Origin of the sequence: Salinigranum rubrum (assembly GCF_002906575.1) — an archaeon.
GTDB lineage: Archaea > Halobacteriota > Halobacteria > Halobacteriales > Haloferacaceae > Salinigranum > Salinigranum rubrum.
Window position 1 is genome coordinate 2870756 of the sequence record NZ_CP026309.1, and the last position, 14469, is coordinate 2885224.

Genomic DNA, 14469 nt, shown 5'->3' on the forward strand with positions numbered 1-14469 from the left:
ACCACTAAACCCGCCTCACTCCTTCCTCCCGTAATGGCCGATTGGACGGAGAAGTACCGGCCGACGACGCTGTCGGAGGTGCGCGGCAACGACACGGCCCGCGACGAGTTCGCGGAGTGGGCCGACACGTGGGACGAACACCGAGAACCGGCCGTCCTCCACGGGAGCCCCGGCGTCGGCAAGACGAGCGCAGCGCACGCGCTGGCCGCCGACAAGGGGTGGGAGACGGTGGAGTTGAACGCCTCGGACCAGCGAACGGCGGACGTCATCGAGCGCTTTGCGGGGCGGGCGGCGATGAACACGACGCTCTCTGGGGCTTCGAACGCCGACTCCCGTGGGGAGCGTGACAGAGGCCGCCAACTCGTCATCCTCGACGAGGCGGACAACATCCACTACCAGAAGGACTACGGGGGAAAACAGGCCGTCACGAAGCTCCTGAAGGAGGCGAACCAGCCGGTCGTGCTCATCGCGAACGACTTCTACGAGATGTCGCGGGGGATGCGCAGCGCCTGCCGGGAGATCGAGTTCCGCGACGTCTCCGCGCGCTCGATCGTGCCGGTCCTCCGCGACATCTGCCGGCGCGAGGGCGTCGAGTTCGAGGCACGGGCGCTCGAACGTATCGCGGAGTCGAACGACGGCGACCTCCGCTCCGCAGTGAGAGACCTCCAGAGTTCGGTCGGCGGGAGAGCGTCGCTTTCCCTCGACGACGTGACCTCCGGCGGGAGGGACCGGACGGTGAACATCTTCGGCTTCCTCGACAGCGTCCTCAAGGAGTCCGACTCCGCCGAGGAGGCGCTGCGAACGGCGTACGACACCGACGAGACGCCCGACGACCTCACGTCGTGGGTCGAGGACAAGGTGTCGATGGTGTACGAGGGCGAGGAACTCGCCCGCGCGTACGACCACCTCGCGAACGCCGACCGCTGGCTCGGCCGGGTGTACGCGACCCAGAACTACCGCTACTGGCGGTACGCGACCGACAACGTCTCGGCGGGGGTCGCCGCCTCGCGCGACCGGACCCGCGGCGGCTGGACCCGCTACGGCGGCGCGCCGTGGCGCTCGACGAAGAACGCGACGCGCGACGCGGTCACGTCGCGCATCGCAGAATCCGCGGGTGTGAGCATCGCCACCGCCCGCCGCGAGGTCCTCCCCTTCTTACAGGCGATGACCCACCACTGCAAGCCGCGCGACCTCACGGTGGCGATGACGGCGTGGTACGACTTCGACACCGACCACGTCGCGTACGTGACCGGTAGCGGCGAGTCGACGAACAAGGTCCAGTCCATCGTCGAAGAGGCGAGAGAGCGCCGCGAGGAACTGCTCGAAGCGCACGCGGGCGACGCGTTCGCGCGTGAAGGACTCGCCGCCCACGCCGAGAGTACTGCCGACACGAACGAGGGAGCGGACGACGCGGGCGAGAACGCGGACACGAGCGGCGGGACCGACGGGACGACGACCCTCGACGACCTCGCTGCCTCCGCCGACGACGAGGCCGGCGATGAGGACGACACCGACGGCGACACGGGGGATGGCGGCGGACGCGACGACGGTCAGTCGGGGCTGTTCGATTTCACGTGAGCCAGCACGCCCCACGAGGCGTGAGAACGATTGCGTCGATATCCGGCGCGTTCGCCCCGAAACAGCGCCCATCGAGTCGGACGTACCATTTATCTGCATCGGTCGTATACAGATGTTAATACATGAGTGAGGGGGGATTCTTCTGGGGGACCGCTACGGAGGGAGCGGAGCCGCCGATGCACGTGCTCGTCGCCGACGACGACGACGCGATGCGTGAGACGACGGTCAAACTGCTCGAAGCCACGCTCGACAACGCCACCGTCACCGGATTCCCCTCCGCCCGGGGCGTGCTCGACGCGCTGGCCGACGACGCATCCGTCGACTGTATCGTCTCGGACTACGAGATGCCCGAGATGAGCGGACTGGAACTCCTCGAAGCGGTCCGCGAGACGGACCCCGACGTGCCGTTCGTCATCTACACCGGCCACGGGAACGAGGACGTCGCGAGCGACGCCATCTCCGCGGGCGTCACCGACTACGTCCGCAAGTCGGTCACCGGCGGCCATCGGATACTCGCCAACCGTATCGAGTCGGCCGTCGCCCGACGCCGTGCGGAGGCCGAGCGCGAACTCCAGGCGCTGGCGATGTCGACCGTCGAGGAGGGAATCGCGGTCGTCGACAGCGAGGGGAGGTTCGTCGAGGTGAACGGCGCGTACGCGGAGACGTACGGGTACGACCGGGACGAACTCGTCGGCGAGTCGTGGGAGGTGATCAACCCGCCCCAGGAGAACGAGCGGATGCACCTGCAGATCCTCCCCACGCTCGACGAACAGGGAATCTGGCGCGGCGAGTCGGTCGGCCTCCGCAAGGACGGGTCGACGTTCGTGAAGTCGAAGTCGCTGACGAAACTCGACTCCGGCGGGTTCGTCTGTGCCGTTAGGGACGTGACCGAACAGCGTGACGCCGAGGACGCGCTCCGCGAGCAGAACGAACGCCTCCGGGAGTTCGCTCGGCTCGTCTCACACGACCTGCGCAACCCGCTGAACGTCGCCGAAGGCTACCTCACCGTCGTCGAGGAGTCCGTCGACGAAGAACTGCAGGACGACGTGGAGCGTATCAAGACCGCCCACGACCGGATGCGCCGGCTCATCGATGACATGCTCCGTCTCGCTCGCGAGGGACGGCTGGTCGACAACGCCGAAGCGGTCCCGCTCACGGACGTCGTCGAAACGGCGGCGCTCACCGTCGGCCTCAAGAGCGAGGGGTCGTGCGTCGTCGAAGAGGGCCTCCCGTCGGTGTACGCGGACGAGGAGCGGCTGAGCGCGCTGTTCGAGAACCTCTTCGGCAACGCTCTCGAACACGCCGGACCGAACCCCACCGTCCGGGTCGGCCCGCTCACCGACGACTACGGCGTCTGCGGCTTCTTCGTCGAGGACGACGGCCCCGGCATCCCGGAGAACCGACACGTCAAGGTGTTCGAGTCGGGCTTCACCACGAACCGCTCGGGGACCGGGTTCGGCCTCGCCATCGTCAAGCGAATCACGACCGCTCACGGCTGGACCGTCTCGGTCCGCGACGGCCGTGACGGTGGCGCCCGGTTCGAGTTCCGCGGCGTCAACGTCGTCGACGGCGCTGCCGCCGCGGACGGACGAGCAGAGCCCGAAGAGACGGGCGTCGTGACCGAGAACGAAGCTCCGGTCGGCACGGAAACCGCCGCTGATGTGAAGGCCGACGACGACACCGACGCGGACGACGACGCGAGAGCCGACACAGACACCGACACTGACGCGGACGACGACGTGAGGACCGACACCGACGTGGAGACAGACACCGGCGCTGTCGCCGACGGCGGTGACGGAGCGTGTGACGACACGAGCGACAACGCGTGACCCTCTCCCGTCACCCCCGGTGATTTTACCCCCGGCCACGAACGGCCGGCATGCGCGCTGCTGTCCTCACCGAGTACGGAGAGCCGCTGTCGATCCGCTCGCTCGACGACCCGAAGCCGACGCCGGACGGGGTCGTGGTGGAGGTGGAAGCCTGTGGCATCTGCCGGAGCGACTGGCACGCCTGGCAGGGCCACGGCGAGTGGGCCGACGACCAGGTGCCGCGGGGGCAGGTACTCGGGCACGAACCCGCCGGAACCGTCGTCGACGCCGGCGACCGCGTATCCGAGTACGCGGTCGGCGACCGGGTCGCCGTCCCGTTCAACCTCGGTGACGGCTCCTGTCCACGGTGTCTGGCCGGCCACGGGAACCGCTGCGTCGACGGGAGCGCGCTCGGCTTTTCGAGCGACGCTCCCGGCGCGTTCGCCGAACGGGTGCACGTCCCCCACGCGGACTACAACCTGCTCGCGCTCCCCGACGCGGTGGCGCCGGTGGACGTCGCGGCGCTCGGCTGTCGGTTCATGACGGCCTACCACGCGTTGGCACATCGGGTGTCGCCGCCGCCGGGGTCGTGGGTCGCCGTCCACGGGTGCGGCGGCGTCGGCCTCTCGGCGCTGTCCGTCGCGCGGGCGGCCGGCCACCGGACCGTCGCGGTCGACATCCGCGAGGAGGCGCTCGCGCTCGCCGGCGAGGTGGGCGCCACGGTCACTGTCGACGCCACCGAGACGGACGTCGTGGGCGAAATCGAGGAGGTAACGGGCGACGGGGCGGACGTCTCGCTCGACGCGCTGGGCCGCGCGGAGACCTGTCGCAACTCCGTCCGCTGTGTCCGCCCCGGCGGGACGCACGTCCAGGTCGGCCTCACCACCGACGCCGAACGCGGCGAGGTGTCGCTCCCCACCGATTGGATGACCCGCTGGGAGGTGTCGTTCGTCGGCTCCCGGGGGATGCCGCCGACGCGGTACGACGAACTGTTCGGCCTCGTCGAGAGCGGTGCCGTCTCGCCCGAGACGCTCGTCACGCGCGAGGTGTCGCTGGACGACGTCTCCGACAGATTGGCGGCGATGACCGACTACGAGACGGTCGGCGTCGAAGTGGTCACGGAGTTCTGAGCGAACGCGGCCGAGAGTGGGTGTAACTCGGTAAGGTCGTGCAGTTGCGTGAGGTCTCAGGAGTACTGAAACCGGCGGGACACGGGCGCGGTGACCGAAGCCTCACTCCCCACCCGGTCGCTCGCGCACAGAGGCGCTCGCGGGCCCTCGCGCGTTCGCTCGCGTATCGCTCGCTCTCACGCGCCACCGCCCTCTTGTAGTGCGGTGGCGCGTGCTGGCGCGACTGTCTGTCGCGCCGGCACCGCGCGAGGGATGACTGAGTGACCGACTGAAAGGAGGTCACGAAGGAATCGGTTGGGGAGGATTGTGGCCTCATCGCGCCCGTGTACTGCGCGATCGCAGTCTCGTTCGCGGTCTCAGTGGTCCTCTCGGTCTCGTCGATGTTCTCGACGCCTGTCCAACCGTTCCTCCGTCACGTATCAGATCACCGAACGTCGAAAAAGCGAATCGGAACGCGGTCCGTCTGTCCTATCCGGCGCCGGCGCCATGAGCGAGGCCGGCGGCGACCCACCAGTTCATGAAGCCGCGGCGGCGGGTGGTCGTCGAGTCGGTGCGGGTCTGGGTCTGGGACTTGATCTGGTTCATCTTCATCCTCGTCCCGAGAGACGGGGAGCGAGGAGATAAAACTTATCAATTTTCTTAACAATAGCCGTTGTAACAGACGTCTCGGCGGGAAAACAGGTCACGCGTGGTCGATACGTTCGACGACGATTCTGTCCGCGCTGACGTCCTCGGCGAGCGCCCCTTCCCCGCCGACCGTGAGCGTTCCGTCGTCCGTCTCGACGATGAGCGTCGCCTGCGCGGCGAGTTGGACGAGCGAGGGCGCCTCGACGCCGTCGCCCTCGTGGCCGACGTAGTCGACGTCGACGACGGTGCCGGAAACGCGCCGATGGCGGCCGGTTCTGACGCTGTAGCCCTCGACCCGGACGTGAACGGTGGCCCCGTCGTGGACGAGGTCTTCGAGATAGCGGACCGCGTCGGTTATCTCCACGAACGTGAAGGGCGGCGTGTCCCGCACGTCGGCGTGGATCGGTTCGTACACCTCCCAGCAGGAGGTGAGGAAGAACCAGTGGAAGACGAACGCCGTCGCGCGGTCGTCGACGAGGACGCCGTACTCGTCCATCGAGCGCCCCTTCGGCGAGAAACTCACGCGCTGGCGGTCGGTCAGCACGAGAAACGGCTTGGGAAAGCCGAGTCGCCGAACCTCGGTGCAGACGCCCGCGAACTCACCGGGGCCGGGCAGGGGTTCGTCGTCGGCCGCGTACAGCGACACCTGGACGTACACGCCGCGGTCGTACGCGTCCGCGAGCACTTCCGCTAAGCGCTCGTACTGGTCGAGCGACAGCACGGCCTGGACGTGTCGCTCGGCGACCCCGATGTCACGCGTCGCCTGCCCGAAGACGGTGTCGAACTGCGTGACGAGCGTGACGCTCCCCTCGCGGGTCGCGGGCGTCCGGTACCGGTCTTCGATCTCGTCGAGCGCCGACTCCAGTCGGGCGAGTCGCTCACGGAGCGGCCTGAGTTCTTCTGGGGCGACCGCCTGCGCGTAGAGGCGGTCCTGCTCGTACGTCGTGACATACCCCGCCGATTCGAGGTCACGCAGGACGTCGTAGATGCGCGGACGGGGGACGCCGCTCATCTCGGCGAGGTCGCCCGCCGACACCGACCCGGCCGAGAGCAGCGTGACGTACGCCTCGGCCTGATACGGCGAGAGCCCCGCCTCTTCGAGCGTCGCGGTGAGTTCGTCGCGCTCCATACGGGATACTCGCCGGGGGAGCACGTAGACGTACCGCCGGGGAGAACGAGCGTCAGCGGACGGTGAGCGTCTCCCCGCAGTCGGGGCAGACGAGGCGTCGGTGAGTGCCGTCTCGGTCGACGCGCCACTCGTCGGGGGCGGCCTCGCGGCCGCACGGACAGAACAGGAGCGTCTTCGGTCGTTCGGCGGCGATGGAGGGCGAACCGCGGTGCTGGCTTCCGTCGGGGCGTTCGGGCGCCGATGCGAGTGTCATCACCCGGGTTGAGCGGACCCGCCGGTATAAGCCTTCTTGCTCGGATATCAATTGTGAATAGAAGTTCAAGGGGTTTCGGCCGGTCCGAAGTCGCAGGGCCTGCCCGGAGCGTCCGCGGGCCGAGCCGTCGTGCGTCTCGGGTCTGGGGAGTCAGTCGCCGGAGACGCCCCGGGACTCGCGTCGGACGGGGGCGTCCTGACGACGCAGTGCCCAGACGACGACGCCGACGAGGAGGCTGACGAGAACGAACAGCGCGGTGTTTGTCGCCCGCCAGGTGACCGTGTAGAAGACGAGGTCACGCCCGAGGAGCAACACGCCGAACGTCGCCGCGAGCGCGGCGCCGAGCGGGAGTCGAAGCCGGGACGCGGGCGTGGGTCCGACCCAGGCTGCCGCCGCGACGAGCGCCGCGAACAGCGCGAGCGACACGCCGTAGAAGGCGGCCTGGGCGGCCGGCGAGTACGGGACGAGCGTGAACACCCGGGAGAGCGCGACCGAAACCGGGACGAGGCCGAGGGCGACGAGACACGCGAGGCGGGCCCGGTCGAGCGCCGGCCGCGTCCACACGTCCGAGTAGGTCCGGAGCGTCGTCACCACGAGCGCGGTGAAGATAGTGAGCGCGACGACGAGATGCGCACCCTGCGTCGAGGGGGCGTACCCCCCCGGGAGGAGGCCGTTCAGCGTCACGGTGACGGCGCCGATAGACACCTGTAACGGGAGGAGGACGACGGCGATAGCGGCCGCGGTCTTCGTCCGCCTGTCGTCGCCCGCGAAGGCCCAGAGGGCGGTCCCGAGGATGAAAAAGCCCGCGACCATCGCGACGAGGCGGTGGAACCACTCGATGAACGAGGGGATGGTCTGGGGGAGGAGGCCGTTGTCACACAGCGGCCACTGCGCCGAGCAGGCCAGTCCCGAACCGGTCGCGGCGGTGTAGACGCCGAGCATCATGAGCGTCAACACGAGGCCCGTGGTGAACGCCGCGAACCGCCGGAACGACAGCCACGAGGGGCGATACTGGCTCATTACCCGAGGTCGGGCCCGTTCGTACTTATGCCTGACTCTGTGTCCCGCGTGCGGGGAATCGGGCGGTCGGCGACCGATTCAAGAGGTACGGGTGACGACCCGTGGGCATGACGACGCCGACCGGGGCCGATCACGACGAGCGGGTCGCGCGACTCGACGAGTACCTCCGCGCGAACGACCTCGAAGCCGTCTGGTTCGCACAGCCGCCCTCGTTCGCCTGGCTCACCGGAGGCGGCGACAACGTCGTCGACCGGACGTCCCCACACGGCGTCGCGGCCGCCGGATACGACGGCAGCGACGTTCGAGTCGTGACGGACAACATCGAGGCCCTCCGACTCGCCGACGAGGAACTCCCCGAGGCGGTCGAGGTGGAGACCTACGAATGGTTCTCGGGGTCGCTCGCCGACGCGCTCGGGGAGCACTCGCCGACGCCCGCGGCCGCCGACGTCGAGATACCGGGATTCGAGACGGTCGACCCGACCGACCTCCGCCAGCCGCTGACCGACGCCGACGTCGACCGCTACCGCGCGCTGGGCCACGAGGCGGCCACGGCCGTCGAGCGGGTCTGTCGCGAACTCGAACCCGACGACACCGAGCGGGAGGTGGCGACGGCGCTCCGCGTCGCGCTCGGGGCGAGGGACATCGAATCACCCGTCGCCCTCGTCGGCGGAGCGGAGCGCGCGACGCAGTACCGCCACTACACCCCGACGGAAGAACGGCTGGGCGACTACGCGCTGGTGTCGGTCACCGCCGAACGCGACGGCCTCCACGCGAGCCTCACGCGGACCGTCGCGTTCGACCCGCCCGAGTGGCTGACAGAGCGCCACACTGCGGCGGCCCGCGTGGAGGCGTCCGCGCTCGAAGCGACACAGGTGGCTGCCGGGAACGCCGGCCGCGCGGGCAACGTCTTCGCCGACCTCCAAGACGCCTACGCCGAGGTGGGCTGGGACGGCGAGTGGCGCAACCACCACCAGGGCGGGGCCGCCGGGTTCGCGGGCCGAGAGTGGATCGCCACCCCCGACCACGAGGCGCGGGTGTACGAGCCGATGGCGTACGCGTGGAACCCGACGGTGCAGGGCGCGAAGAGCGAGGACACGGTCCTGGTCACGAGCGAGGGGTTCGAGACGCTGACCGAGACGGGCGAGTGGCCGACGCTGGAAGTCGACTCCGTCTGGGGGACCACGAGTCTGGAGCGACACGACATCCACTGGGAGTGAGCGGGATTTCGACGTTCGTCGAATGTAAAATCGACAGACAGGAGTATCTATTTACGCATTCAGGTTAACCACCGCGTCATGGGATTAGACGACGACGCGCGAGAGTATCACCGTCAGGATCCACCCGGGAAGATCGAGATCGCGACGACCAAGCCGACGAACACCCAGCGCGACCTCTCGCTGGCGTACTCGCCGGGAGTCGCGGCCCCGTGTCTCGACATCGACGCCGACGCGAACAGGGCGTACGAGTACACGGCGAAGGGGAACCTCGTCGGCGTCATCTCGAACGGTTCGGCCGTCCTGGGGCTGGGCAACATCGGCGCGCAGGCGTCGAAGCCGGTGATGGAGGGGAAGGGCGTGCTGTTCAAGCGCTTCGCCGACATCGACGTGTTCGACATCGAACTCGACCTCGAATCGCCCGACGACATGATCGAGTCGATATCGGCGATGGAGCCGACGTTCGGCGGCATCAACCTGGAGGACATCAAGGCGCCGGAGTGTTTCGAAATCGAGCGTCGCCTCCGCGAGGAGATGTCCATCCCCGTGTTCCACGACGACCAGCACGGGACGGCCATCATCTCCGGGGCCGCGCTGGTGAACGCCGCGGAACTCGTCGACAAGGAGCTCTCGGAGCTGAAAGTCGTCTTCTCCGGCGCCGGGGCGTCTGCCATCGCGACCGCCCGTTTCTACGAGTCGCTCGGGGCGACCCACGAGAACATCGTGATGTGCGACTCCACGGGAATAATCACGGCCAACAGAGCCGACGACGTCAACGAGTTCAAGCGCGAGTACGCCCAGGACGTCCCCGACGGCGACCTCGCGGACGCCATGGAGGACGCGGACGTGTTCGTCGGCCTCTCGGTGGGCGGCATCGTCTCCCAGGAGATGGTCCAGTCGATGGCCGACAACCCCGTCGTCTTCGCGATGGCGAACCCCGACCCGGAGATCACCTACGAGGACGCCAAAGCGGCCCGAGACGACACGGTCATCATGGCGACGGGACGGTCGGACTACCCGAACCAGGTGAACAACGTCCTCGGGTTCCCCTTCATCTTCCGCGGCGCGCTCGACGTGCGCGCCACCGAGATAAACGAGGAGATGAAGCTCGCGGCCGCCCGCGCCCTCGCCGAGTTGGCCCGGCAGGACGTCCCCGACGCGGTCGTGAAGGCCTACGGCGACCAGCCGTTGCAGTTCGGCCCCGACTACGTCATCCCCAAGCCGCTGGACCCGCGGGTGCTGTTCGAGGTCGCCCCGGCGGTCGCGGAGGCGGCCGTCGAATCCGGTTCGGCCCGGACCGAACTGGACACCCAGGAGTACGTCGAACGGCTCGAAGCCCGCCTCGGGAAGTCCCGCGAGATGATGCGGGTCGTCCTCAACAAGGCGAAGTCCGACCCGAAGGTCGTCGCGCTCGCGGAGGGCACGGACGAGAAGATGATCCGGGCCGCGTACCAGTTGGAAGAGCAGGGCATCGCCCGCCCCGTCCTCATCGGCCGCGAGGAGCGCATCCAGCGGACGGCACAGCGTCTCGGGCTGGAGTTCGAGCCGTCGATCGCCGATCCACGAAACGGCGACTGGGAGCACTACGCCGACCGACTGTACGAACTCCGCCAGCGGAAGGGCCTCACGCGGTCGGAGGCGGGCGAACTCATCCGCCGCGACAGCAACTACTTCGCCAGCGTGATGGTCGAGGAGGGCGACGCCGACGCGATGCTGACCGGGCTGACCCACCACTACCCCTCGGCGCTCCGCCCGCCGCTGCAGGTCATCGGGACCGCCGAGGACGCCGACTACGCCGCCGGGGTGTATCTGCTCACCTTCCGTAACCGGGTCATCTTCGCCGCCGACACGACGGTGAACCTCGACCCGACGTCGGAGGTGCTCGCGGAGATTACGAAACACACCGCCGAGTTGGCCCGGAGCTTCAACGTCGAACCCACCGCGGCGCTCCTCTCGTACTCGAACTTCGGGTCGGTCGACAACGAGGGCACCCGCAAGCCGCGCGAGGCGGTGCGGATGCTCCACGACGACCCCGCGGTCGACTTCCCCGTCGACGGCGAGATGCAGGCCGACACCGCCGTCGTCGAGGACATCCTGGAGGGGACGTACGACTTCTCCGAACTCGACGACCCCGCGAACGTGCTCGTGTTCCCGAACCTGGAGGCGGGGAACATCGGCTACAAACTGCTCCAGCGCCTCGGCGGCGCGGAGGCCATCGGCCCGATGCTCGTCGGGATGGCGAAACCCGTCCACGTCCTCCAGCGCGGTGACGAGGTGAAAGACATCGTTAACTTGGCGGGCGTGGCGGTCGTCGACGCGCAGAACGAGTAACCGCGCTCGACCCGCTTCGGTTCTCCCTTTCGTCTCTTCACCGCTCCACGTCGACCACCTGCAGGTCGTCGTCGACCGTGAGCGAGAGCGTGTCGCCGTCGGCCGAGAACGTGAATCGCGCCTCGAACGGCTCTCGGGAGCACACCTCCTCCTCGTAGTCCATGTGGACCGCGTCGACGGCCGCGACGGAGTCGCGGGAGGGCGCGACCGGATTGAGGCCGTGAGCGGTGAGGAAGGCCAGCAGTTCGGTGTGAGAGACGAGTTTCAGGACGAACGGTCCCCGGAGGTCGTTGATACAGTTCGGACAGTCGGCCGAAAACTGGACGGCGTGGCGGTTCCCACACGCCGCGCAGACGTCTTCCTCGGCGGTATGGCTCTCACAGACGGTCACCGACTCGGAGAGCGCGGCCGAACAGCGCGAGCAGACTCCGGCCGCCTCCGCGAGAAATTCGAGGTTGGCCCAGGTCCACGCGGCCTCGTACGCCTCGCTCGCCGTCCGTCCCTGGACGCCTGCGGGGGCAGCGGGAGGCTCCCGAGGTAGCCCTCGGCGGGGGCGTCGGGGACGCCCCTCGGGGTCCGGTTCCGTCCGGGGCAGTCGGTGCAGTACTTCAACACCCGGTCCTGGCGGTAGCTCACCTCGATTGGCGCGCCGCAGTAGTGACACGGCTGGTCGAGGCGGGTCCGCTCGACCACCGGCGCGTCGGTCACGGCCCCGGAGAGGACGGCCTCGACCACCCGCCGCCCCGCCTGCGTGAGTTCGTAGCCCGCGTCGGTCTTGCCGACGAAGTGGCTCACCAACCGACCGAGGTGGTAGTTGAACCGCCCGGAGTCGTCGACGTCGACGCGGTCGAACAGCGTCGAGAACGCGAGCGGACGGTCGGCCGCGCCGAGCGCCTGGAGGATACTCAGTCGCGTTTCGCTCCCGAGCGTGGCGAACGCCTCGTCGGGCGAGGGCGTCTCCCTGTCCTCCGGCGCCATCACCAGAGAGACACGCGGGGACACGTGAAATGTCTCACGGCGGATAGGCCACTCTCACGGCGGATAGGCCACTTGACTGGCCGGTGCGCCGCGGCTCAGGCGAATTCGAGCCACGCCACGCCGAGACCGAACCCCCCGAGCGGCGGGGCGGCGAGGAGCGCGAACGTCGGGAGGTCGGCCGGCGAGTGGGTCGCCGCGAGCGTCACGACGGCGAGCGCGACGAACCCGCGCTGGCGCGTCGAGGTGTACCGAGGGACCGCACCGGCGCGGACGGCGGCGACGAGGAGGCCGGGGAGAGCGGTGCCGACGCCGACGCCGAGCGGGAAGAAGCAGACGAGTTCTGCGACGCCCGTGGGGTCGACGGCCGACCCGAGCGGCACGCCGGTCGCTCCCGTCCGGAGCGTGAGGAGCGCAGGCAGGACGGCCACGGCGACCAGCACACCGGAGACGAACCCACATCCGGCGGCGGCCAGCGGACCGACGGCGCGTGCCGGTCGGACGCGGCGGTCACGGACGAGACGGGCGGTGACGGCGAGTGCAGTCGCGGCGAGGCCGCCGAGGAGGCCGGCTTCGAGCGCGAGTCGGAGCGTCGAGAGCGACCCGGTCGGGTCGGCCTCGCTGACCGAACCGAGCCACGGCGAGAGGTCGACCGTCGCGGCGACCAGTGCTACGCACCCCGTCGTGAGGAGGAGGCCGAGAACGAAGACGGCGACGAGTCGACGGGGGCGACTGCGGAGGGCGGTGCCGAGCGGCGAGCGCCGCCGCCCGAGCGGGGGGCGAGCGGGAACGACGTCCGAGTGCATCGGGCGTGGGTGGCGCGTGGTCGGTTGTCAACTTTCTCCCGGCCCGTCGGGCACGGCCGCCGCACTCCGGCAACGTGTTCATCTCTCTCACCCGCGTCGACCGACTCGATGCTCCCTCCGTCGCCAACCACGGTACTCGTCTTCGGCATCGTCGCGCTCGGTGGAGTCGTGACCGGGGTGAACGGCTTCGGCTACTCCGTCGTCGGGACGGGGCTACTCGCGATGGTCGTGGAACCGCAGGCGGCCGTCGTGTTGATGATCCTTCCCATTCTGGGGGCGAACGTCTCGCTCGTCCGGGAACTCGACGGGGCGGGGGTGAAGCGGTGTGCGAAGCGCTTCTGGCCGTTCGTCGCGACGGCACTCGTCGGAACCGTCGTCGGTATGAGTCTCCTCCCCCGGGTCCCGAGGCGGCCGCTCACGCTCGCGCTCGGGCTGTTCGTCTTCGGGTTCCTCGCGTACGCACAGGAGCGGTATCCGCTCCCCGGCGAGTCGTGGATTCGGGGCCGCGTCTCCGAGACGACCCGGGTGAAACTCCTCCTGGGTGCGGTCTCGGGGCTGGTGTTCGGTGCCTCGAACGTCGGCGTACAGGTCGTCGCCTACCTGCAGAGTCTCGAACTCGACCACCGGACGTTCGTCGGCGTGGTCGCGATGGTCTTTCTCGGCATCTCGGGCGTCAGGGTGGTCGTCGCCGGCGCGCTGGGCCTGTACGAGGACGGCGGCCTGTTGGCGCTCTCGGCCGTCGCCGCGGTGCCAGGGCTCGTCGGCGTCTCGGTCGGCCGGCGCGTCCGCCCGCGACTCGCTCGGCGGGTCCGACGGGCGGGGATGTTCGCCCTCCTTGCGTTCGTCGGCGCGCGGTTGGTCACGACGGGACTCGGGCTGTGACCGCGTCGGCGGGGCGTTCAGTCGCTCCCGACGCCGCCGGCGCGGTCGAAGCGCGACGGGGGCGGGTACTGGGGTTCGGCCGTCTCTGCCGTCCCAGTCGGGGCGTCCGGAAGCACGCACCGGTCCGGCTGTCGGTTGACGTGCGCGTACTCGGCGGGCGCGTTCGCGAGCGGGTGAGCGGGGTTGTCGCGGGAGTCGATGCGGGCGGCGCGGAGTTCGCCGAAGCCGGCGATGCGCGCCTGGATACCCCGCCAGTGGTGTTCGCTCCCGGCGGGAATCGAGGGCTTGCGGCCGGGCTGCCAGCCGGGCTGGCGCGTCTCGAGCACGGCGCTGTTGACGTTGCCCGCCAGGTCGTCGTGGTCGACGAGGACGCCGACGAGCGCGTCCGGCGGCGCGCGGGCGGCGAGGACGTCCAGCCCCAGGTGGAGCGCGCGGTACTCCGCGACGTTGTTGTCGGGCGGGGTGTCGGGGAGTGCGATCCGAGCGACGCGTGTCCCGTCGCGGGCCTCGATGACGGCGCCGAGGCCGCCACCGTCCGGTCGGTAGGAGCCGTCGGTGGCGACGTAGAAGTGGCGATGGTGTGTGCGCGGCGGGTGCGCGATGTGGGGCGTCGGGGAGTCGTCGAACAGGTTCCGAAGCGTTTGACGGCCGTGAACGGCCATACTCCGATTTGGAAACCGGACTACTTAAACATACGCCAGCCGGGGGGCCCCGTC

General features: G+C 69.3%; 13 protein-coding genes and 1 pseudogene. 6 read left to right on the plus strand and 8 right to left on the minus strand.

What is annotated here, in order from left to right; translation table 11 throughout:
- The first annotated feature begins 33 nt into the window (after positions 1-33).
- From C2R22_RS14145 to C2R22_RS14155, 3 genes are all read left to right on the plus strand, one after another.
- Positions 34-1578, plus strand: coding sequence for a replication factor C large subunit (locus tag C2R22_RS14145; RefSeq protein WP_103426325.1), 1545 nt, complete (start codon positions 34-36; stop codon positions 1576-1578).
- A 122-nt stretch (positions 1579-1700) separates the two neighbouring features.
- Positions 1701-3407, plus strand: a complete 1707-nt coding sequence (locus tag C2R22_RS14150) for a sensor histidine kinase (protein ID WP_103426326.1) — start codon at positions 1701-1703, stop codon at positions 3405-3407.
- Between the two features lie 50 nt (positions 3408-3457).
- A complete protein-coding gene (locus C2R22_RS14155; RefSeq protein ID WP_103426327.1) occupies positions 3458-4516 on the plus strand; it encodes a zinc-dependent alcohol dehydrogenase family protein in 1059 nt (352 codons plus the stop codon).
- A 468-nt stretch (positions 4517-4984) separates the two neighbouring features.
- Here C2R22_RS14155 and C2R22_RS26985 read toward each other — a convergent pair whose 3' ends face one another.
- The 4 genes from C2R22_RS26985 to C2R22_RS14170 all read right to left on the minus strand — a co-directional run bounded on the left by C2R22_RS26985 (position 4985) and on the right by C2R22_RS14170 (position 7545).
- Positions 4985-5107 (minus strand): hypothetical protein, encoded by a 123-nt coding sequence (locus C2R22_RS26985; RefSeq protein WP_281259239.1) that lies wholly within the window; start codon positions 5105-5107, stop codon positions 4985-4987.
- A 91-nt stretch (positions 5108-5198) separates the two neighbouring features.
- Positions 5199-6272, minus strand: coding sequence for a TrmB family transcriptional regulator (locus C2R22_RS14160; protein ID WP_103426328.1), 1074 nt, complete (start codon positions 6270-6272; stop codon positions 5199-5201).
- Positions 6273-6324: 52 nt separating this feature from the next.
- Positions 6325-6525, minus strand: coding sequence for a hypothetical protein (locus C2R22_RS14165; protein ID WP_103426329.1), 201 nt, complete (start codon positions 6523-6525; stop codon positions 6325-6327).
- A gap of 150 nt (positions 6526-6675) precedes the next feature.
- Positions 6676-7545 (minus strand): COX15/CtaA family protein, encoded by an 870-nt coding sequence (locus C2R22_RS14170; protein ID WP_103426330.1) that lies wholly within the window; start codon positions 7543-7545, stop codon positions 6676-6678.
- A gap of 107 nt (positions 7546-7652) precedes the next feature.
- On the opposite strand from C2R22_RS14170, the gene C2R22_RS14175 reads away from it, so the two are divergent.
- Together C2R22_RS14175 and C2R22_RS14180 are read left to right on the plus strand one after the other, a co-directional pair.
- The gene (locus C2R22_RS14175; protein ID WP_103426331.1) at positions 7653-8762 is read left to right on the plus strand and encodes a M24 family metallopeptidase; all 1110 of its coding nucleotides are present in this window, start codon (positions 7653-7655) and stop codon (positions 8760-8762) included.
- A gap of 78 nt (positions 8763-8840) precedes the next feature.
- On the plus strand, positions 8841-11090 hold the full coding sequence (locus C2R22_RS14180) for an NADP-dependent malic enzyme (protein WP_103426332.1): 2250 nt from the start codon (positions 8841-8843) through the stop codon (positions 11088-11090).
- A gap of 37 nt (positions 11091-11127) precedes the next feature.
- Here C2R22_RS14180 and C2R22_RS27675 read toward each other — a convergent pair whose 3' ends face one another.
- The 3 genes and pseudogenes from C2R22_RS27675 to C2R22_RS14195 form a co-directional block, all read right to left on the minus strand.
- Positions 11128-11754 carry a DUF7351 domain-containing protein gene (locus tag C2R22_RS27675; protein WP_449329038.1) on the minus strand — a complete coding sequence of 209 codons (627 nt, stop codon included), beginning with the start codon at positions 11752-11754 and terminating at the stop codon, positions 11128-11130.
- Positions 11755-11822: 68 nt separating this feature from the next.
- Positions 11823-12068, minus strand: a pseudogene (locus C2R22_RS27680) (winged helix-turn-helix domain-containing protein); the annotation flags it as partial.
- A 95-nt stretch (positions 12069-12163) separates the two neighbouring features.
- Positions 12164-12871 carry a twin-arginine translocase subunit TatC gene (locus C2R22_RS14195; RefSeq protein ID WP_103426335.1) on the minus strand — a complete coding sequence of 236 codons (708 nt, stop codon included), beginning with the start codon at positions 12869-12871 and terminating at the stop codon, positions 12164-12166.
- A gap of 108 nt (positions 12872-12979) precedes the next feature.
- Here C2R22_RS14195 and C2R22_RS14200 point away from each other — a divergent pair, with 108 nt between their 5' ends.
- Positions 12980-13753 carry a sulfite exporter TauE/SafE family protein gene (locus tag C2R22_RS14200; protein ID WP_103426336.1) on the plus strand — a complete coding sequence of 258 codons (774 nt, stop codon included), beginning with the start codon at positions 12980-12982 and terminating at the stop codon, positions 13751-13753.
- 17 nt (positions 13754-13770) lie between these two features.
- On the opposite strand, the gene C2R22_RS14205 is transcribed toward C2R22_RS14200, so the two are convergent.
- Positions 13771-14415, minus strand: a complete 645-nt coding sequence (locus tag C2R22_RS14205; protein WP_103426337.1) for a ribonuclease H family protein — start codon at positions 14413-14415, stop codon at positions 13771-13773.
- Positions 14416-14469: the final 54 nt, after the last annotated feature.